The organism is Pseudoalteromonas sp. UCD-33C (assembly GCF_001306895.1).
In the GTDB taxonomy this organism is placed as follows: domain Bacteria; phylum Pseudomonadota; class Gammaproteobacteria; order Enterobacterales; family Alteromonadaceae; genus Pseudoalteromonas.
The window spans coordinates 635,974-655,539 of sequence record NZ_LJTB01000002.1; the positions used below are offsets into that span (position 1 = coordinate 635,974).

General features: G+C 41.1%; 17 protein-coding genes and 1 riboswitch. Of the genes, 10 read left to right on the forward strand and 7 right to left on the reverse strand.

Annotated elements, in window-relative coordinates; genetic code table 11:
- Positions 1-36 precede the first annotated feature (36 nt).
- Positions 37-219 (reverse strand): hypothetical protein, encoded by a 183-nt coding sequence (locus tag AOG26_RS06095; protein ID WP_054561679.1) that lies wholly within the window; start codon positions 217-219, stop codon positions 37-39.
- 265 nt (positions 220-484) lie between these two features.
- On the opposite strand from AOG26_RS06095, the gene sbcB reads away from it, so the two are divergent.
- On the forward strand, positions 485-1,930 hold the full coding sequence (gene sbcB, locus AOG26_RS06100) for an exodeoxyribonuclease I (protein ID WP_054561680.1): 1,446 nt from the start codon (positions 485-487) through the stop codon (positions 1,928-1,930).
- A gap of 37 nt (positions 1,931-1,967) precedes the next feature.
- Here sbcB and AOG26_RS06105 read toward each other — a convergent pair whose 3' ends face one another.
- The gene (locus AOG26_RS06105; protein WP_054561681.1) at positions 1,968-2,849 is read right to left on the reverse strand and encodes an NAD(P)-dependent oxidoreductase; all 882 of its coding nucleotides are present in this window, start codon (positions 2,847-2,849) and stop codon (positions 1,968-1,970) included.
- 114 nt (positions 2,850-2,963) lie between these two features.
- Here AOG26_RS06105 and AOG26_RS06110 point away from each other — a divergent pair, with 114 nt between their 5' ends.
- Together AOG26_RS06110 and AOG26_RS06115 are read left to right on the forward strand one after the other, a co-directional pair.
- Positions 2,964-3,479 carry a glutathione peroxidase gene (locus tag AOG26_RS06110; protein ID WP_054551485.1) on the forward strand — a complete coding sequence of 172 codons (516 nt, stop codon included), beginning with the start codon at positions 2,964-2,966 and terminating at the stop codon, positions 3,477-3,479.
- The gene (locus AOG26_RS06115) at positions 3,445-4,428 is read left to right on the forward strand and encodes a 2-hydroxyacid dehydrogenase (RefSeq protein ID WP_054561682.1); all 984 of its coding nucleotides are present in this window, start codon (positions 3,445-3,447) and stop codon (positions 4,426-4,428) included. The genes AOG26_RS06110 and AOG26_RS06115 overlap by 35 nt, the downstream gene beginning before the upstream one ends.
- 119 nt (positions 4,429-4,547) lie before the next feature.
- Here the strand turns inward: AOG26_RS06115 and AOG26_RS06120 are convergent, their stop codons facing one another.
- Positions 4,548-5,873, reverse strand: coding sequence for a sodium-dependent transporter (locus AOG26_RS06120; RefSeq protein WP_054561683.1), 1,326 nt, complete (start codon positions 5,871-5,873; stop codon positions 4,548-4,550).
- A gap of 148 nt (positions 5,874-6,021) precedes the next feature.
- Here AOG26_RS06120 and AOG26_RS06125 point away from each other — a divergent pair, with 148 nt between their 5' ends.
- Entirely contained in the window at positions 6,022-6,759 is a 738-nt protein-coding gene (locus AOG26_RS06125) for a 4'-phosphopantetheinyl transferase family protein (RefSeq protein WP_054561684.1), read from the forward strand.
- Here the strand turns inward: AOG26_RS06125 and lysC are convergent.
- Positions 6,736-8,115 carry a lysine-sensitive aspartokinase 3 gene (lysC, locus tag AOG26_RS06130; RefSeq protein ID WP_054561685.1) on the reverse strand — a complete coding sequence of 460 codons (1,380 nt, stop codon included), beginning with the start codon at positions 8,113-8,115 and terminating at the stop codon, positions 6,736-6,738. The two genes, AOG26_RS06125 and lysC, sit on opposite strands and share 24 nt — an antisense overlap.
- 81 nt (positions 8,116-8,196) lie before the next feature.
- Positions 8,197-8,369: riboswitch (Lysine riboswitch) on the reverse strand.
- A gap of 88 nt (positions 8,370-8,457) precedes the next feature.
- Positions 8,458-9,708, reverse strand: a complete 1,251-nt coding sequence (gene nhaD, locus AOG26_RS06135) for a sodium:proton antiporter NhaD (RefSeq protein WP_054551492.1) — start codon at positions 9,706-9,708, stop codon at positions 8,458-8,460.
- Between the two features lie 148 nt (positions 9,709-9,856).
- Here nhaD and AOG26_RS06140 point away from each other — a divergent pair, with 148 nt between their 5' ends.
- The 5 genes from AOG26_RS06140 (at position 9,857) to AOG26_RS06160 (ending at position 17,185) form a co-directional block, all read left to right on the forward strand.
- Positions 9,857-11,131, forward strand: coding sequence for a hypothetical protein (locus AOG26_RS06140; protein WP_054561686.1), 1,275 nt, complete (start codon positions 9,857-9,859; stop codon positions 11,129-11,131).
- 2 nt (positions 11,132-11,133) lie between these two features.
- Positions 11,134-11,679, forward strand: a complete 546-nt coding sequence (locus tag AOG26_RS06145) for a condensin complex protein MksE (RefSeq protein WP_054561687.1) — start codon at positions 11,134-11,136, stop codon at positions 11,677-11,679.
- Complete coding sequence (locus AOG26_RS06150; protein WP_054561688.1) at positions 11,679-14,465, forward strand: hypothetical protein; 2,787 nt, start codon at positions 11,679-11,681, stop codon at positions 14,463-14,465. Before AOG26_RS06145 ends, AOG26_RS06150 begins: the two co-directional genes overlap by 1 nt.
- Before the next feature lie 163 nt (positions 14,466-14,628).
- On the forward strand, positions 14,629-15,183 hold the full coding sequence (locus tag AOG26_RS06155) for a DUF4136 domain-containing protein (protein ID WP_054561689.1): 555 nt from the start codon (positions 14,629-14,631) through the stop codon (positions 15,181-15,183).
- Positions 15,184-15,346: 163 nt separating this feature from the next.
- Entirely contained in the window at positions 15,347-17,185 is a 1,839-nt protein-coding gene (locus AOG26_RS06160) for a TonB-dependent receptor plug domain-containing protein (RefSeq protein WP_054561690.1), read from the forward strand.
- Positions 17,186-17,240: 55 nt separating this feature from the next.
- On the opposite strand, the gene AOG26_RS06165 is transcribed toward AOG26_RS06160, so the two are convergent.
- Together AOG26_RS06165 and AOG26_RS06170 are read right to left on the reverse strand one after the other, a co-directional pair.
- Positions 17,241-17,915 carry an ankyrin repeat domain-containing protein gene (locus AOG26_RS06165; RefSeq protein ID WP_150114690.1) on the reverse strand — a complete coding sequence of 225 codons (675 nt, stop codon included), beginning with the start codon at positions 17,913-17,915 and terminating at the stop codon, positions 17,241-17,243.
- A gap of 70 nt (positions 17,916-17,985) precedes the next feature.
- Positions 17,986-18,234, reverse strand: a complete 249-nt coding sequence (locus AOG26_RS06170) for a YkgJ family cysteine cluster protein (RefSeq protein ID WP_054562006.1) — start codon at positions 18,232-18,234, stop codon at positions 17,986-17,988.
- Positions 18,235-18,392: 158 nt separating this feature from the next.
- On the opposite strand from AOG26_RS06170, the gene AOG26_RS06175 reads away from it, so the two are divergent.
- Positions 18,393-19,565, forward strand: coding sequence for an efflux RND transporter periplasmic adaptor subunit (locus AOG26_RS06175; protein WP_054561692.1), 1,173 nt, complete (start codon positions 18,393-18,395; stop codon positions 19,563-19,565).
- Position 19,566 lies beyond the last annotated feature (1 nt).

A 19,566-nucleotide genomic window follows, 5' to 3' on the forward strand; every position in this document is an offset into this window, starting at 1 on the left:
GATAAAAAAAAACCAGCTCTTAGCTGGTTTTATGTATTAGTTTTCTTTCTTTTTAGGATTTAGAATGATGATTCCGCCCGAGTTGTTTAGATTTTCTTCTTTTTTCTTAGGGTTAAGAATTATGATTCCACCTGAATTTTTAATTTGCTCAACTGAGTTAGTTGAAACTGGTGCTGCGTCGAATGCTAAAGTAGATAGTAATAAAGCTGATAAAGTCATTTTTTTGTTCCTTCATTGTTAAAGATAGTTTTCGTTAGCAAATACCGAGCCACTAAAATACAAATTTGGGTAAAAACTAACGACTAGACTCTATATAAGCATAAAATTAAACCGTTAGGCCATTTTTTATACTATTCACGTATGCAAAACGTACGCTGAATAGCATCAAACCGTTTAGCTCTATAAACTAGCTAGGCTCTATGCCATAATTCTGTTAATTCAAAAAATAAGTCAAAGCGGTCCTACGCTTAGCAAGGTTTAATGCATGGCATATCCAGAACAACAGCAACCAACAATTTATTGGCACGACTACGAAACATTTGGCGCAAGCCCTCAAAAGGACCGCCCGAGTCAATTTGCAGGTATTCGTACCGATCTCGATTTGAATATTATTGGTGAGCCGTTAATTGAGTATTGCAAGCCAGCTGCCGATTATTTGCCCCACCCTGAAGCGTGTTTAATAACGGGTATTACCCCACAAGTTGCGATGCAAAAAGGCTTAGTCGAAGCTGAGTTTATGGCAAAGATCCATGCTGAATTTAGCCAACCTAATACCTGTGTTGCGGGCTATAACAGTATCCGTTTTGATGATGAAGTCACACGTTACAGCTTATATCGTAACTTTTATGACCCATACGAGCGTGAATACAAAAACAATAATAGCCGCTGGGATATTATTGATTTAGTGCGTGCCTGTTATGCACTACGCCCAGAAGGCATTGAATGGCCGCTTAAAGAAGACGGGTCACCGAGCTTTAAGCTCGAGCATTTAACCGTTGCCAATGGCATTGAGCACGCTGCTGCTCACGATGCATTAAGTGATGTAACGGCAACCATAGCGTTGGCAAAATTAATAAAAGAAAAACAACCTAAGTTGTATCAGTTCTTCTTTAGCTTACGCTCTAAAAAAGCACTGGCTGATTTAGTTGATGTATTTAACATGACACCACTGGTGCACACTTCATCACGAATTCCAGCAAGCCAAGGCTGCACCAGCTGGATTGCACCAATGAGCTTTCACCCAGTCAATAAAAACGCCATTATTTGCTTTAATTTGACTGAAGATCCGCAAGTCTTATTAGATTTATCAGTTGAAGAGCTACGAACGCGTCTTTACACAAAACACAGCGACCTTGGCGAAGACGAAGCACCGGTAGGCTTAAAACTCGTGCATTTAAACAAGTGCCCTATTCTTGCACCAGCAAAAACCTTGTTACCAGAGAACGCAGCACGTTTAGGTATTGACCGCGAAAAATGCCTACAAAATCTCGCTATTTTAAAATCCAACACAGAACTTCGCGACAAAGTCACCGAAGTGTTTAACGAACAACGTGATTATGGCGAAACCACTAACCCTGATTATCAACTTTATGATGGTTTTACCAGCCATGCTGATAAAGCAAAATTTGCTATGATACGTGATGCAAGCCCTGAGCAATTAGCCTCAATGCAGCTTGATTTCGATGATAAAAAGTTTGCTACCTTGTTATTTAGATACCGCGCGCGAAACTGGCCACACACCCTTAGCCAAGATGAATTAGCCACTTGGCGCCAGTATTGCCAAAACAAGCTAATGCATGGCGAAGATAGCCCGTCGATAAGTGGCCAAGATTTCATGATCACCCTGGAAAATCTGGCTCATGAAAATGATGATAACGAGAAAAATCTGCATATTTTAAAAGCCTTGTACAATTACGCACAAAGCATGTAAAAAAACGCGACAATTATTGTCGCGTTTTTTATGAATATTACTTTTTATGTAACGCTTCGATACGCGCTAATAAGCTAGAGGTGTCGAAACGGCCGCCGCCTAAAGCTTGTACATCGGCGTAATATTGATCAACTGTTGCCGTCATCGGCAAAGTTGCGCCGTTTGCCTTTGCCTCATCCAAAGCGATGCCTAAATCTTTGCGCATCCAATCTACAGCGAAACCAAACTCGTATTCGCCAGCCCACATTGTTTTGTAGCGGTTTTCCATTTGCCATGAGCCTGCAGCGCCTTTAGAGATGGTTTCAATTACTTTTTCACCATCAAGGCCAGCTTGTTTTGCAAAGTGTAAACCCTCAGCCAAGCCTTGCACCACACCAGCAATACAAATTTGATTTACCATTTTACAAAGTTGACCAGAACCTACTTCACCTAATAATTGGCTAAAACGGCTAAAAGCAGCCATGACAGGTTGAACAACATTAAAATCAGCTTCGTCGCCACCAACCATCACAGTTAATACACCATTTTCTGCACCCGCTTGGCCGCCAGAAACCGGCGCATCTAAAAATCCGATGCCTTGTAATTTTGCTTGAGCGCCAACTTCACGTGCCACTTCAGCTGATGTTGTAGTGTGGTCAACTAAATAGCTGCCCTCATGCATGCTTGCCAGCACACCATTTTCACCATAAACAACTGAACGTAAATCATCATCATTGCCTACGCACATGAAAACGATATCAGCCCCTTTTGCGGCTTCACTTGGCGTTTCAGAGTATTCACCTTGATACTCTGATACCCACTTTTGCGCTTTAGCCGTTGTGCGGTTGTAAACTGTCACACTGTGACCTGCGTTGGCAAGGTGACCCGCCATTGGATAACCCATTACACCTAATCCGATGAAGGCGACTTTCATTGACATAAAACTGACCTATTTGAGTGATAAATTAGTAACAATTTCATTATCTCAACCGAATAACTAAAAAGCGAATGAAAAAAAGTTCATTTAAACCGTTTAAAAACACACAGGTAAAACATGGATAGTATATATCGTTTCAATGCCCAGCTTGCATCTGGTGAAAACTTTAGCCTTGAATCGTTACAAGGAAAAACAGCGCTTATCGTCAATATTGCCAGCAAATGTAATTTTTCAGTTCAAATGGCAAGCCTTGAAAAGTTGTATCAAGAATATAAACAGCAAGGTTTTACCGTACTGGGTTTTGCCTGCAATCAATTTGGCCACAATGAGCCACTTGATGGCAATGAGCTTAAAGCCTTTTATCAGCAGCACTTTGATGTCAGTTTTCCTATTTTTAACAAGGTCTTAGTCAACGGCCCAGACGCCCACCCGTTATTTAATTATTTAAAGTGTCATACCCGTGGAATTGCACAAAACCGCGCAATTAAATGGAATTTCACCAAATTTCTTATAAACTCAGAGGGTCAACTCGTTGCGCGATATGCCCCGCGCACCAAACCCGAAACCCTCAAAATGGTGATAGAGAGTAATTTAAATGATGAAACTGGCCTTATTCAGTGCGCAAAAGTATGAGCAACCGTTTTTTGAAAGGAATCTAACTGAATACGCTGAGTCTGTTTCGCTCAGTTATTTTGAGCAATCCTTAAACAGCAATACCACGCCCCTCTGCCAAGGTTTCGATGCAGTGTGCGTGTTTGTAAACGATACGGTCGACAAACACGTCATTGCAGATATGGCGGCTGTTGGCATTAAAGCAATCTTATTACGCTGTGCAGGCTTCAATAATGTAGACCTTGATGCTGCCAAAGAGCATAACATCAAGGTTTGCCGCGTCCCTGCATATAGCCCAGAAGCAGTAGCAGAGCATTGTATTGCACTCATGCTAACGCTCAACCGAAAAACCCATAAAGCCTTTAACCGAGTACGTGAAGGCAACTTTGATTTAAACGGTTTACTTGGTTTTAATCTGTTTAAAAAAACTATTGGGATTATCGGCTGTGGCAAAATCGGTTTAGCGCTAGTTAATATCTTAAATGGCTTCGGGGCTAAGGTACTCGTGTGCGACCCAATGGCTGGTGAAGGCCCTTACACCCTATGCGATTTAGACACATTGCTTACACAAAGTGATGTCATCTCATTGCACTGCCCGCTCAACGAGCATACTCATCATTTAATTGATGCTAGCGCATTTGAGAAAATGAAAGATGGTGTCATGCTGATTAACACCTCTCGTGGTGCACTTCTTGATAGCCAAGCATGTATTCAAGCGCTCAAGTCTAAAAAGCTCGGACACCTAGGGCTTGATGTGTATGAGCAAGAGTCAGAGTTATTCTTTAAAGATCACCGTGAAGAAATCATGCAAGACGATATTTTTTCACGTCTTATTAGCTTTCCAAATGTGTTAGTGACAGGCCACCAAGGCTTCTTCACCCAAGAAGCACTTAGCGAAATAGCCTGCACCACATTACAAAGTGCTAATGAGATAAGCCAAGGCTTACCATTAACTAACGAAGTTATTTAAAGCAAGCGCCCCTTAAATTAAAAAGGCGTGAGGTTTAACCCCCACGCCTTTTACTTTTTGTCTTTTCACTTAAAACTAGCAACTAGCAACTAGCAACTAGCAACTAGCAACTCAAATCTCTATTTCAACAACGCCACGTTCACAAAAACCGCCGTCATTAATAACGGGCAGACAAAGCGAATGTACTGGGCAAACCAATAATGAGGACCGCTCGATACTTGATGCAATTTATTACCACGCTGCCATAACCAGCCAACAGTAATGAAATAGAACAGTCCCATTAAAGGTAATTGGTACTGTGTAAGCACCATAATGACTAAACCAAATAACCAGTCAAAGTTTAAGATAATCAGTGATGAGGCAATAAACACGATTAACGTTACAAATAAGGTTGCTTTTTTGCGCTCTACACTGTGATTCTCAACTAAAAATGCTACTGGAATTTCGGTCGATGAGATGGTTGATGTCACTGAGGCAATCGACATTAATACAAAAAATAATAAGCCAACGAGTAAACCCATTTGGCCCATCGTGCTAAACAGTTCAGGTAAAATCGCAAAAATTAACTGCCCTTCACCGACCAATTTACCGCCGCTAAATACCTCTACACCGTTATGTTGAGCAACAAAAATAGCCGGAATAATCAATAAACCCGCTAAAAAGGCTACACCGGTATCAAGCAGTGCCACAGTGCCGGTTAGTTTAGGCAGGTTGGCATCTGGCTTTAAATAAGAGCCGTAAACCATCATACAGCCAACACCTAACGACAGCGAAAAGAACGCTTGTCCCATTGCCGCAATAATTAAGTTTGCATCAAGAATTTGACTAAAATCTGGCACTAAATAGGCTGCAAAGCCATCCATGGCACCATCTAAGGTGGCGATATAAGCAATTAACGCCACTAATAACACTAGCAATAATGGCATTAAGCGGCGTGACCAAGTTTCGATACCTGATTTAACGCCTTTTAAAATAATACTCGCGGTAAGAATAAGCATCAGTGGCGTAAACACAAAATTACGTGCCATCGAGTCACTATGTAAAAAGTTACTTAACTCAGTAAAACCAAAGAAGCTTGCGACTGGCTCGAGCGCATAAGCGAGCATCCACCCGGCAACTATCGAATAAAAGCTCAGCATTACAACCGCACCAAAGAGGCCAATATAACCAGCTGCGGCTCCCACTTTAGGCGCTGTGTCTTGCCATGCGTTAGATAATGCTTTTACTGGATTCGCTTGCGCTTGGTGGCCTAAATACAGCTCAGTATAAAGAGCCGGAAGCGCCAATAAGAAGATAACAATGAAGTAAACAAGTAAAAATGCACCGCCGCCATGGTTTGCCGCTTGTGTTGGAAAGCCCCAAATATTACCTAAACCTACCGCCGCACCAGAAGCTGCTAAAACGAAACCTAATCGACTTTGAAAGCCGTCACGAACTTGTGCCATACATCTACAAATCTGTTATTATTTTTCATCATTAAACCATAATTACAGTCAACTGCGTAAACTATTTGCGTTTGTTCATGCCTATAAATGTGCATCTGCTGTAAAAATAAACAAAACTAAATACGAGCCTTCGTGTAAGCGTTAAACCATGAGCAGTGACTACTTTTCGAATACTCTTATCATCGAGCAGCAAAGCCAAATAACGGTCAAAAAAATTATGCTGATGGATGCAACACATATTGATGTTGCAAGTTTACCCCTTGATAAATTACTCAGTGAGTTTGAATTAAGCGTGCTTGAAAAACGCAAAGTGCCTAGCGCCAAGCAAGAGTACTTAGCCACTCGCCTAACGTTAAAGTATTTGTATCAACATGCTTACCCTAGTGATGATTTAGCTCTCAATGAAATATCAAGCCAGTTTAATGACAAAGACAGTAAGCTCAAATTACATACAAAACGCAGAGAACCTGTGTGGGCCTGTTTATCACATTCAAATGGTTTAATTGGCGCAGCCCTTAACCCCGAACAGCAGCGATTTGGTTTTGATATTGAACAAAGCAGTAAGCCTCGCCCTTTTATCAAACTCGCAAAGCATTTTTATCATCAAGATGAAGTTGACTTAATTAGCCGTTTTGACGCTCCCGATGAACAGGCACAGTGCTTTTTTAGAATTTGGACATTAAAAGAGTCGCTTGCCAAAGCAAGTGCTCAGCCAATTGCGAAACTACTTGCTCCTAATGTATTTGAAGAATTGAGCAAACATAATTTCAGCGCGAGTAGTAACTCTGTTGAAGGCTTTGATATAAGTGTTGTGGCACAAAAAAGCACTGACTGGCAGTGCTCTTTTATTAATTTTAACGACTTACGCCGCGACTTGGCTTTCTAATAGTCGGCTGTGAATAGCCTGCACGACTTCATCTGACTCACTTTGCTCAACTAAGAAGCACAGGTTATGTTTACTTGCACCGTGGCAAATTAAACGAATATTAAAATCACTCAATACCTGCATTAAGTTCATTTCTTGCTGACGTAATTGAATTTCAGAACCAATTAAAGCCACCAGCGTTAAGTTATTCTCAACCGACACATGACAAAACTCAGAAAGCTTATCTAAACAAGCTTGATCAAGCTCTGGGCGTGATGCATTTGGTGCGTTATCTAAAGTGATTGCAACACTGATCTCGGAGGTAGTAACCAAATCAACCGAAATATTAAACTCACTTAAAATGGTGAAAACACGGGCTAAGAAACCACTCGCTAGGAGCATTTCAGGGCTTTTAACCGTTAACAGAATTTGGTTTTTACGCTGTGTTACGGCACGAATACCTGGTTGCTGAGATTTTTCTTTTTCAATCCATGTACCACCTAACTGCGGTTCACGGCTTGAACCAACAAACACACTAATATGGCTACGGCTTGCAGGTAAAATGGTTGCCGGGTGCAGTACTTTTGCACCAAACGTTGCCATTTCTGCCGCTTCATCAAAGCTTAAGCGTGCAATTGGGCTTGCTTTAGCGCATAAACGCGGATCAGTACTGAAAATACCCACAACATCGGTCCAAATATGCACGCTTTTTGCGTTAATTGCTTCAGCGAGTAATGCAGCACTGTAATCTGAACCACCACGGCCTAAAGTGGTCGTTTGATTGTGCTCATTGCTACCAATAAAACCTTGAGTTACCACAACATGGTCATCAAGTAGCGGCACTAAATGCTCTTTTGCAGCCGCAGCGGTTGCTGCAACATTTGGGGTAGCTTTAGCAAATTGGCTATCTGTTTTTAGCACTTTACGTACATCAAAACGCACCGCATCAAGACCTTGACCGCGTAATACTTGAGTAAATAAATACGATGACAAACGCTCGCCAAAGCTCAGTAGTTCATCTTGATCTGCTACTGACTTAGCCCCGTCTGATGCTAGCTTTTGAAAAGCCTTAAGCGTTTCATTAAAGCCATGTGCTAAATCAGCATCCAGTGACAGCTCTGCCAAAATTGCTTCTTGAATGGCGACAACGCCAGTAATATGCTCAACACGCTCAGCCGCGCTCAAATCAGCTTTACACAATGCAACTAAATGGTTTGTCACGCCTGCACTGGCACTCACAGCAACAATACGTACTTGATTATCAGCACAAATGATTTCTGCGCAGCGGCTCATAGCATCAAAGTTAGCTACACTGGTGCCACCAAATTTTGCAACAACGTAATCTGATTTTGTGTTGGCGGCTAATTGGGTATTCATGTCGTCTCCTTTTGTGGAAAACTATCCACAGTAATTCAAGAAGAACTCGGCAAGGGGGTGCTTTGAAAATAAAGAGTAGTCCATGCCAGAAGCTCTCCACCTAGTTTGGTGACAGTTTTGAGGATTCAGCCCCATAAACCGAAAAATAACCGTGACGTCCGGTTAATTTTCTCGGCGAGTACTTCCCTCATTAATGGTCATCGGCGTTCGTCACCTCACATTAATTACCTAAGTATCGCACCTCTTCTGAATGTTAAGTTAACACCTGGTTAAAATAACAAAGCCTGCTGTTAAAAGCAGGCTTCGAAAGTTAACGTTTAGACGTCTAGCTGTCAAGTTGTTTTATGAAATTAAACTGCCCGCTAAGTGCGAACCGTAATAACCAACGGTATAAGCAATTAATAAATAAACCGACATTTTAAGATAGCTCATAAAGGTCAGTGCCTTAACCTTACTCATGGCAATAATACCTGCCGCAGAGCCGATTATAAGCATTGAGCCACCTACCCCAGTTGCGTAAGTAAACGACAGCCATTGCTGAGGGCTCATCACAATATCAGCTTTTAAAAGTGCTGCAGTTAGAGGTACGTTATCTACCGCCGCTGATAATAGCCCCATCAAGTAGTTGGCATATTCCGGTGCCATCAACTCATATAAGTGAGTAAATTTAGCAAGCATGCCAACTTCTTTTAATGCGCCAACCAGCAATAACACACCAACGAAGAACAATAAGGTGTCGTATTCAATTTCACGAATATAATCGATAATTTTTTTGTTTACGTCTTTTTTGCGCATTAAGAATTGCGCAACCAAAAACATCAGAGATAAACCAAATAAAAAGGTTAATAACGGCGGCACACTATAAAGCACACTCAAAGTTAACGTAGCAATAATCGTCGAGAAGAAGATAACCGCAATGGTAATATCTGTCTTTTCGATACGACGGGCTGCTTGTTTTTCAAACACAACATTACCCGACATACCCACCGACAACATCGCCGCGAGCAGTGCAACACTTGTCAGTGCAGGGGCAATTAATAATAGTAGATTAGCAATAGTGACTTTTTCGTCTAAGAAAATCATCAGGGTTGTAACATCACCCGTAATCAACGACACCCCACCCGAATTAACACTAAATACAATTAAGGTCGCATATTTTATTAATTTTTTAGGATCTAACTTAAGTGACATCACCACCGCAAGCGAGATTAAAGTGGCAGTTATGTTGTCTGAAATAGATGAAAATAAAAACGCAAAACCACCAATCAGAAACATCAGCTTTCGTTCACTGATTTGATTTGGCATAATTTTATGAACAATATTCTGGATAAAACCTTTAGAGTTTAAATACGCTACAAAGGTCATCGCAGCCATTAAGAACAGCCACAAAGTCGCGATTTCTAATATGTTGTGATCCAGTTGATGTTGTATGGTTTCTGGGCTTTGCCCATGAATTGGAGAGATAAATAAGATAATCCAGCATAAAGTGCCAAAAAAAAGCGTCGTTTTGGCCTTGTTTACATGGATAATATCCTCTATAACGATAAGCAAAAATGCCACCGCTATCAGGGTTAGGATAAGTGGGGTTACCATGGTGTTTGAACAACCTTTATAATAATGTAAAAATTGTAAGTCGAGTGTTTCGGCGCGGATTCTAGCAGCATAGAAAGCATAAAACTATTCTCAATTACATAATTTAATACTAATCGCTAACACCAAAGTCTGAATTTACTGGAGCCTTATGATCCCAGCTAAAAAGTTATTAAATACCCTTACTGAACATTGGGGGGTGTTAGAACTGCTATTTAAACGTTTTAAGATGGCTGATTTCAGCTTGAAAGACGTACAAAATGCGATAAAACAAAAACAACCTTCATGGTCAAATGAACGCATTTATAAAGAGACAAATCGTTTATTGAATCAAGATATTATCATTCCACTGGCAAAATCATCGCAGTTAGAAATCAACCGCGCGATCGCCGATTTTGCGACTTTCTTGCTACAAGAAGAACACTTAGGTCTTGCCCAAGAGATTAGCGTGCTCGTTGATGATTTAGCTCGCCTTGGTAATCGCCTTGCTAAAGCCGGTGAAATTGAAGATTACGACGAGCTTCGCCGCTTCAGCCGTATTATGGATGATCGGGTACGAAAAATAATGAAATTGTTTGCCCACAATGAAAACGCAATTTTAAATATTGTTGAGCAAGCGAAAGCTGATAACGCGGTGCAATCACTGCAAAAACGCTATCAGGCTGTAATTGAAGCGTTCGATGAATACATCGAGCCTATGCTTGAAATGGTTGATATTCGTGGTGACTTCCATGCTTGCTTTAATACCATCGAAGCACAAATTAGCGCGCAAATAGAGCAAATTGACCGCCTTGGTAAGTCATATCAAGACAAGCGCATGCTTGAACAATTACGTACCCGTATTTTAGAAATGCATTTAGTTGGTCGTGAAAGTTTACGTAAAAGCGCCGATATGTTGATGCCGCTGCGTGAAGAGTTACGCCGCAACAACCTAATTACTCGCCAAGCGGCTAAAGTGCTTGGTTTAGTGCGTAAAAATGGCGTCGATAACATGTTAAGTGCAGTACAGCCTAACTTTGTCTCAGACGCGCAACGCTTTTCACTTGGTCAGCAACGTCATATCGTGGCCTATATGGCAGGCTTAGTTGACTTTGAGCACGATGAATATCAGCTTCCTGAACATGATGATGTGCCCGCCTATCAAAGCCCGCATATTCCTGATTACAACGACGTTAAAACACAATTTAGAAAACGCTTTAAAAAAGCCAGCAAAAAAGCTCAGCCGCTGCTTAGTTTCTTAGATGAAAGCTACCCAAACTTAGAAGCTGACGAAATGCTGTTCTTGTATCAAAAATTGATTAGCGATGGCGACCTTCAAATCAGCCAAAGCCAAGAGAAAGTAAAAATAAAAATTGCCCAGCAACACTTCTCTCTTTACCCATTTAACTCATCGATTGCTGACGATAAAAAAGCAACAGAGCAATAACCATGACAGATATTAATTTAGATGATTTAACGCATCTGCAAGCTATTAATAAAAAGCTCACATCAGGCTACCACATTAGCGAACAAGACACGCTGATGTGGCAAGAGCTTGACCAACACATTGATGCTTATCGCGCGTTATTTAACGCCCTTGGCCATGACCTACAACATGATAGCCGTGGCTTTTACTATTTTGGCAGCGACGAAAGCACCCCAAACATGGGTAAAATTTCGCGTGCCATCGCACTGACTATCTACATCTTAATTGAGCACTATGCCAATACAGGTAAAGATCCAATGCGTGCTTTGTTTGACGAAGTAAACGACCTTGAACTGATGCAAACCTTAGTGCAAATCAACAAGCACCTGTTTGATCAATTAGAAATCTTCTCAGGCTCAGATTTACGCAAAGACGTTTATCTACGTATGGTACGTTTAGGTCTTGCTCGCGAAGTAGAAAACGGCTTTATGCTGCAAGCACCTATTTATCGTTATATCGATGCATTAATGGAAGTAAACGAAGAAACCTACCTAGGAGATGACGACTAATGCAAAGCCAAAGCCTATACGGACTCAGCAAACTTGCGCTTTTAAATACCGCAGGCTATGCAAAATGCGTGATCCCACTGGATAAAAGTAGCTCTATTTGTGCACCGAATAATACCGGTAAAAGCTCGGTAATTAATGCCCTGCAATTTCCACTGATTAATGATTTGCGCTTAACAGAATGGGATGGCCACGATTTAGACGAAACCCGAAAATTCTACTTTTCGTCAGATCAATCCTATATTTTACTCGAAGCTGACCTGCCTAATGGCCCTGTGGTGATTGGTGTTGCCGGCCTTGGTAAAATTGCCGGTTACGCGCATCAGTTTTTTTGCTACCAAGGTAAGTTGAACCTTGATCACTACACTCAAGGCAAAACCATTGTAAAATTCACCAAGCTTTTTAATCACTTAAAAGAGCAAGGTTTTAATCCAATTGAATTAAAAGCGCAGGAGCTAAACGCCCTACTCACTGGCGGCGCAACACCGTTTGATGGCGATATCAACTTAAAGATGATCCCCCTCAATAACGTGCAAGACTCCGCGATTTACAAAGAAATTTTCCGCCGTATTCTTAACTTGCATAAGTTAGGTGCCAGTGATGTTAAACGCTTTATGTTACGTGTATTTGAGCGTCATATGTCAAACTCACGGGTCGACTTTTATGAAGTGTGGCGACGTTCATTCGATAAAGTGAATCGCGCTAAACGTGAATTAAAAGCCCTTGAGTCAATGCAAGAGCCTATCGCAGCCCTTGAATCTATGCTTGAAAACCAAACGGTTTTAAAAGGCAAACTTGCTGCCTATGCGCCAAAAATTGACCAAGCACTGATTGACTTTGAAACCTATCAACAAGAGCAACTCGCTGAGCTAAATATTGCCCTTGAGGATATCGAACACGAAAAGCACGAGTTCGACCAAAAGCAGCAGCTGTATATTCAGCAATCCCGTGATATTGAACGTAAACAAACTCAAATTGAACAGTGGTTTTTAGACTATCGAGCGCTTAAATCTGAGTTTGAACTAGTTAACAAAGCCACTTTAAAAGTAAGCCTTACTCAGCTTAAACAAGATTATGAATCGTTATCGCATTCATTAAGCAGTGCTCAAGGTCAAAGCTTACACACACTAGATTACCGTATCAGCGAAACACAAAAGCAAATTAAGAGCTTAAAACTGCAGTTAAAGAACCTCGAGTTTAATTTGTTCACTCGTATGCGTGAAGATTTGTCTTTAAAAGAAGTTGAAGAAATTTCGCGTATTTTAAACCCAGATATCTTATCGTTTGCCACCACCAGCAATGGTGATGTTGATATAACAGACGAAGATGCTTTTGGTGAGTTTTTAGAGCAGTTATCAGCTAACGTGAAAGGCGGTGTACTGACTCTTCCTGGCGCAACTATTAAACTTAAAAAGCTAAGCCCAGTGCAAATGCAAACGGGCGAAAATAAAGAGCAATTAACCGCGCAACTCGCTGCTCTTGAAAACTCACTGAAAGAGTTTAAACAACAGCGCGAAGTCGCTGCTAATGTGGCCGAAAAGCAAAAAGAAAAAGATGCCTTATATGATGAGCTAATGGCTTCAGAAGAAGCATTAAAACGCTTTGAACAATTTGAAGTGATGCAGCAATCTGTCGATGCACAAACTCTGCTAAAAGAGCAGTTAAATGCAGAACGCGAACAAGTTGACGACTATCTGCAAGACATTCAAAAAAATAGTGGCTCAATCAGCGATCGTCGCTCAATTATCAAGTCGAAAAAAGATCTGCTTGCCCGCCAAGCTGACCGTTTGCGTCAAGTTAAATCTGAACGTATCGATCACACGCTTGATTTTTACTCAGGCAAAGTCACTCCATACATGATTGAAATCAATATTGATTTTGATAACTTAAGTGACCTCATTCATCACTTTAACAAAGACTGCCAAGAGCTACGTAACTTTGATATCAACGTACGTAACACCTACATGCATATTTACAATGCGGGTATTACTAAATTTGATAACGAAAACGATGAGTTTACTAAATACGAAAAGCTCATCAGCGCGTTTCATAACATCGATAACGAGCGCGATGCGGTTGAACGTCAAGGCCGAGTTGCGTTAACCGAAGTAGCCGCCACTATTAAGGGCTTGCGTGAAGACTTAGACCGCCTACGCCGCGAAATGAACAGCTTTAATAAAGGCATTAGTCAGCACCGTATCTCTAACCTTCAAGCATTCAAAATTAATGTTATTCCGCGCAAGATGTTGGTTGATAGCATTGATACTATTATTAGTACCTCAAATCAGTTTGAGCAAGGCGATACCCTCGACCTATTAAGCCAAGAGCCTTATAGCGAGTCTGCGGTAAACGAAGCGAAAGATCATTTGATTAAGCTTGCCTCTGAAAAAGCCGGTTTAACACTGACCGACTTATTCGATATTCGTTTTGAAGTAGTCAACCGTGCTGGTGAAACTGAGCACTTCGAAAAAATCGATTCAGCCGGCTCTAACGGTACCCGTATCACCATTAAGCTACTTTGCGGCATGCTGTTTATTCGTTACTTATTAAGCGACCAAGAACAAAACTTGTATCGTATTCCGATTTATATCGATGAAGCTGCCGATATCGACCCACAAAACCAAAAAGCAATTATCGAAACCGCTCTTAGCTTTGGCTTTGTGCCGATTTTTGCCTCAGTTAAACCACAAGTTAGCTGTGATTACATCGTCCCTATTCGTACTGTTAAAGATGGTGCACAAAACTGGGTGGATGAAAAAGACTGGATAGATGTGGAACACACTGTTTAATTACAAAAATTAATCATTGATTCAGTCAAGGATGACTATGTTTACAAACTATTACAGTACTTTTTTGTAAATGTGCCATAGTTTTTAAATAATCATTCAGTTGAGTATTATTTGTGTTATGTTATCAATCAAGTAGTGGAAATTTTGCCAAGGAGCAAACAATATGAAGAACTTATTAATCGCGACGGCTGTATTATTTTTAGCGGCTTGTGCTAAAACGCCTGATTGGGATTACGACAAATCAGCGGATTTTAGTAATTATAAAACCTTCTCTTGGGTACCTAATGCCAGCTTGACTAAAAACGTAGCGAACTACCAAATTAGCCCTTTAATGGAAAAACGTGTTCGTGACGCTGTAAATGCTGAACTTGAAAAAAGCGGTATGAAGCTAGTTGATTTAGCGCAAGCAGATGTACTGATTAACTATCATGCCTCTGTTGATACTAAAATTGATGTAGATACCTTCAACGTCGGTTACGGCGCACGCTGGAATTACTGGGGTATGGGTTATAACACGCAAACAACCACTCGCGAATATGAAGTGGGTACGTTAATTCTAGACGTAGTTGACCGTGCTTCTAACCAATTAGTTTGGCGTGGTGCGAAAGAAGGTCGTTTGCAAAAGAACCAATCACCTGAAAAGCGCACTGAAGTTATCAAAGAGACTGTTGCTAACATTCTAAGTAACTTCCCACCGCAATCAATTAATCAAAACTAAACACTGTTTTAGTTAAAAGGCCGCGCAATTAGCGCGGTTTTTTATTGCCTGCTGAAATCTGGTTGGAGTGGTATAACTCAGTGATTCAGATACAATACCCGCAATTTTCAGTGCGCCTAACTAGCCCACTACCCCAGATTAAACAAAATCAAGAGAGTTTTAGATGGTACGCGCAGTACAGCTTACACTTCCCGCATTATTCGTCACTTGCTCAGTGCTAGCAGAAGACACCAACAATATTGAACAAATCACCGTTGAAGTTTCAGCAACCGCAAATAAAGAACCTGTAGGTACTTTTGATGCGCCAGTATCAAACTTAGAATATGACCCGCGTGTCGATTTGCAATCGCGCAATATGGCTGAAGCACAAGCTGATGTAACCATTCGTGGTGGTATTTTCGAAAATACTGGCTTTCGTGTAGGCAGCAGTACATTATTTGACCCTCAATCTGGTCACTACTTTGCTGAAATTCCAATTGCGCCGCAGATGCTAACAGGCCCTTCAGTGCTTACAGGTGCTGATAATGCCCTTTATGGTATGAATAGCTCGGTTGGTACGGTTTCATTTGGCTGGCGCCCTATCACAAGTACTGGCAGCGTTTCTCTTGGCACAGGTACGAATGGCTTTAATTTACAAAGCATTCATGCTGCCCATAGCCAAAAGCTTGATAGCAAACCTGATTGGCGATTAGGTTTTGAAGGGGAATACTCTCACTCAAAAAGTGATGGCTCAATTGATAATGGCGACCACGACTTCGAACGTGCCTCAGCGCGTATTCAACTCGCAAGCTCTACCTCACAAACTGATTTAATGTTCGGACGCCAAGAGAAGTTTTTTGGTTGGCCAAACCTTTATACGCCATTTAACTTTAACGAAACCGAAGATCTTGAAACCAAGCTTTTCATGCTTAATCACAAGCAAATCTATGGTAAGAGCAATAGCCTTGAAGTGACTGGTTATTATCGTAAACATAACGACCATTACGTTTTGTCTCGTGAAAACCCAGCTATTTTTGAAGCGTTTCACGAAACCACGGTTAAGTCATTGGCACTCTCTGGACGCCACCGTTTAAATGACCACTATGCAATTAATTATGCTGGCCAATTTATTGCTGATGAAATTGAATCAACGTCTCTTGAAAACAACTTTACATCACGTAATTACACTAAGCTAAGTATCTTGCCTGAGTACAAGACAGCTCTTACAGCGAACAAAGAGCTTACTTTACGTGTTGGTGCTGCATTTGATGATACGAACCGTGATAGTTCAGCTACCTCATTTATTGCCGATGCCAGCCTTAAAGTAGCGAATCAAAATGGCAGTGAACATACTTGGTATGCGTCATACGCAGAAGCAACACAAGTTCCCGGTTATACCGCCATCGGCGGCAGTGAAACGGGCGGATTATTCAGAAGTAACTACAGCCTTGAGCGCGAAACCACCGATAACCTTGAATTAGGTTTACTGATTGAACAGTCTTCATGGCGTTTAGATTCAGCTATTTTCTACCGTAAAGATAAAAACCTTACGGATTGGACATATCGCTTTGATGCAACCTCAGCACGTTTTGCAAACCCGGTTGATATAGACACCTTAGGCGTTGAATTTTTAGCGAATAAAACGTTCGAAAGCACTGAATTGATTGCCAGCTACACCTATTTAGAAAAATCAGAAGACTATGGCACGGCAGATATTGATGCGAGCTTTTATGCGCTTAACTACCCTGATCACCGTGTAACACTGGGTGCAGTATGGCAACCAATGGATGTGCTTGAGCTGCGTATCGATAACGAATGGCGTAAGCAACATAGTAACCGCTTACGTAACTCTGATGATGAAGCCTTCTTCACGCAGTTAACGCTAAAATTCACCCCAGCCCAGCTTGATAATGTATTTGTAACCTTTGCAGCTGACAACATTTGGGATGAATCATTCGAAGAAGTACCGGGTACCCCAGGCCGCGGCGAACAATATACTCTTAGCGCTACCTATACGTGGTAAGCAAAAACAATAATGCCAGTCAATTGACTGGCATTTTTTCGTTGAGGACTATTAATTATTTCATAATAATCTGTTTCACTTCATTTAGTTGCGAGCACTCAGATTGATGACATTCTCGTGTCGCGTTATCTTCTAAAACCTTTAAAACATCATAGCCAAAATTATTTTTAAGAGACGTATCTGCGCCTTGTTCAATTAGTAATTTCATCGCAGTGTAGTTACTCAATATAGCAGCATAAATTAATGGTGTTGAGTCTGTGCCATCCTTAACATCTAGTTTTGGAGAAAATCTAAGTAAAGTTCTTAGATGCTCTATTCTATCTGGCCCTAATACTTCAAAAATTAAATGTCGTCTTGCAGACACTCTGAAACTGTTCGGGTTGCCGCCCTTTTGAAGTAACACATTTAAAAAGTCAGAGTCGAGATTACTCGTGGCTAGGCTTAAAACACTACTCGATTGATTAATTTGATAATTTGGATCAGCCCCGGCTGCTAGCGCTTTTAAAAACTGGTCTTTATTATTTGATTTTAATGCATCAACGAGTTGTTGATTAGTATGCAATTGCGTTTCTGAGCTGTGATCAAGTTTGACTTGCAGTGGTATTGCATAAGTAAATGAGCTTGCTAAGAGTAAATAGATAATTACATGTTTTTTCATAGTTAATTTTGCAAGTATTGTTGGTTGTATTCTAAAACAGACAAGTCGTTCTTTATTATTTTTAAATACCATGAAGAAAACTTAAGCTATAAAACACAACTGATCCCAGCAACCGTTAAAAAGTGTTAATGGTTTAATCTTTTTAAGTCATCTGCTCAAGTTCAGTAATTAAATACAGTGCTTGTTCGTTAGTGGTGCCACACACATCAATCGTGGCAGAAAAGTCACTACACACCTTAGGCCTTGATTCATCACCAAATAATTTACATAGGTTATTATCATCAAGTTGAATACAGCGCTCTCCCGCTGCTTTGCCGTTGGGCATTCCTGGGATCGGTGAGCTAATACTGGGTGCAATACAACAGGCGCCACAGCCTAATCTACATGCCATTTTATCTGTCATTGAGTACCTCTTATAGAACCTTTGTAGCGCCTTTGTAATATGTGTAATGGTTTGTTACATCTTCAAACGCCTTGTAAACACTTTATTGCGTATGCTTAGCCTATCAAATTTATTTTTAATTACCGTCAACCGTGAGGGACTATCCCGTGGCTAGTAAAAAACAAATCATTCTCCCTATCGCCGTATTAGTCGGCGGACTTGGAATGGCATTCGCATTTGCCTCTATGAAGCAACCGCCAGTCGAAAAACCAGAACAAGATCTGCGCCCGCTTGTATCAATTAAACCGTTAAGCTTTGACGCCATTACCCTTGATGTAAAATCATACGGTATTGTTAAACCTAAACACCAAACTGAACTTGTTGCGCAAGTGAGTGGTCAGGTTGTGTCGTTATCAGATCAATTTGTACAAGGTGGATTTGTTAAGCAAGGCGACATTCTAGCACGTATTGACCCAAATGATTACGAAGCGGCACTCATTGAAGCTGAAGCCGGTTTGGCACAAGCAAGCTCTGCACTCGAGATTGAACGTGCACAGGTGTCAGTTGCGCAAGCTGAGTGGGACCGCATCAAAGGTGACTCAAACCAAGTTATTCCATCTGAGCTTTATTTACGTAAACCACAACTTGCTGAAAAACTTGCAAGTTACCGTGCAGCGCAAGCGAGTGTAAAACGAGCTAAACGTAATCTTGAACGTACATATATTAAAGCACCATACGACGCGATTATTGACGAGCGTCTAATTAGTTTAGGCAGTGTAGTAAACCCTGGTAACAGCTTTGGTAGTCTGAGCTCAACGTCACTGGCCGAAATTCGTTTACCTGTTGCTGATAAAGATCTGCAATACCTAAATAACCAAGGAATTGGTGCAAGCGTATCAATTAATGCTGAATTTGCAGGTAAACAAACAACCTGGCAAGCAACTATCGTACGTAGCGAAGGAGTTGTAGACCAACGTAGCCGCATGAATTACTTAGTAGCACAAGTAGCAACGCCTTATGAGCAAAAGCAGCCATTACGTTTTGGCTCATACATTAATGCCACTATCGAAGGCCGTGCGCTGTATAATGCGATTGTTGTTCCGCACCATTTAGTTAAAGACAAAAAAGTCGCTGTTTTACAAGATGGCGAAACGCTTACCTTTAAAACACTTAACATCGTTCGCGAACAAAATGGCATGGTGATCGCCGATAATGGCCTTGCTAATGGTGAGCAACTTATTACCTCGGCACTTGAATACCCAACTGAAGGCATGGCGGTCAAGCTAGATGACGCAAAACTGAGTGTGCCAACAACGCAGTTAGCGTTAAAAGAGGAATAAG

Coding starts and splice junctions, on each gene's coding strand:
- AOG26_RS06095 (WP_054561679.1), bottom strand. CDS start 219: ATGACTTTATCAGCTTTATTACTATCTACTTTAGCATTCGACGCAGCA.
- sbcB (WP_054561680.1), top strand. CDS start 485: ATGGCATATCCAGAACAACAGCAACCAACAATTTATTGGCACGACTAC.
- AOG26_RS06105 (WP_054561681.1), bottom strand. CDS start 2,849: ATGTCAATGAAAGTCGCCTTCATCGGATTAGGTGTAATGGGTTATCCA.
- AOG26_RS06110 (WP_054551485.1), top strand. CDS start 2,964: ATGGATAGTATATATCGTTTCAATGCCCAGCTTGCATCTGGTGAAAAC.
- AOG26_RS06115 (WP_054561682.1), top strand. CDS start 3,445: ATGAAACTGGCCTTATTCAGTGCGCAAAAGTATGAGCAACCGTTTTTT.
- AOG26_RS06120 (WP_054561683.1), bottom strand. CDS start 5,873: ATGGCACAAGTTCGTGACGGCTTTCAAAGTCGATTAGGTTTCGTTTTA.
- AOG26_RS06125 (WP_054561684.1), top strand. CDS start 6,022: ATGAGCAGTGACTACTTTTCGAATACTCTTATCATCGAGCAGCAAAGC.
- lysC (WP_054561685.1), bottom strand. CDS start 8,115: ATGAATACCCAATTAGCCGCCAACACAAAATCAGATTACGTTGTTGCA.
- nhaD (WP_054551492.1), bottom strand. CDS start 9,708: ATGGTAACCCCACTTATCCTAACCCTGATAGCGGTGGCATTTTTGCTT.
- AOG26_RS06140 (WP_054561686.1), top strand. CDS start 9,857: ATGATCCCAGCTAAAAAGTTATTAAATACCCTTACTGAACATTGGGGG.
- AOG26_RS06145 (WP_054561687.1), top strand. CDS start 11,134: ATGACAGATATTAATTTAGATGATTTAACGCATCTGCAAGCTATTAAT.
- AOG26_RS06150 (WP_054561688.1), top strand. CDS start 11,679: ATGCAAAGCCAAAGCCTATACGGACTCAGCAAACTTGCGCTTTTAAAT.
- AOG26_RS06155 (WP_054561689.1), top strand. CDS start 14,629: ATGAAGAACTTATTAATCGCGACGGCTGTATTATTTTTAGCGGCTTGT.
- AOG26_RS06160 (WP_054561690.1), top strand. CDS start 15,347: ATGGTACGCGCAGTACAGCTTACACTTCCCGCATTATTCGTCACTTGC.
- AOG26_RS06165 (WP_150114690.1), bottom strand. CDS start 17,915: ATGGTATTTAAAAATAATAAAGAACGACTTGTCTGTTTTAGAATACAA.
- AOG26_RS06170 (WP_054562006.1), bottom strand. CDS start 18,234: ATGGCATGTAGATTAGGCTGTGGCGCCTGTTGTATTGCACCCAGTATT.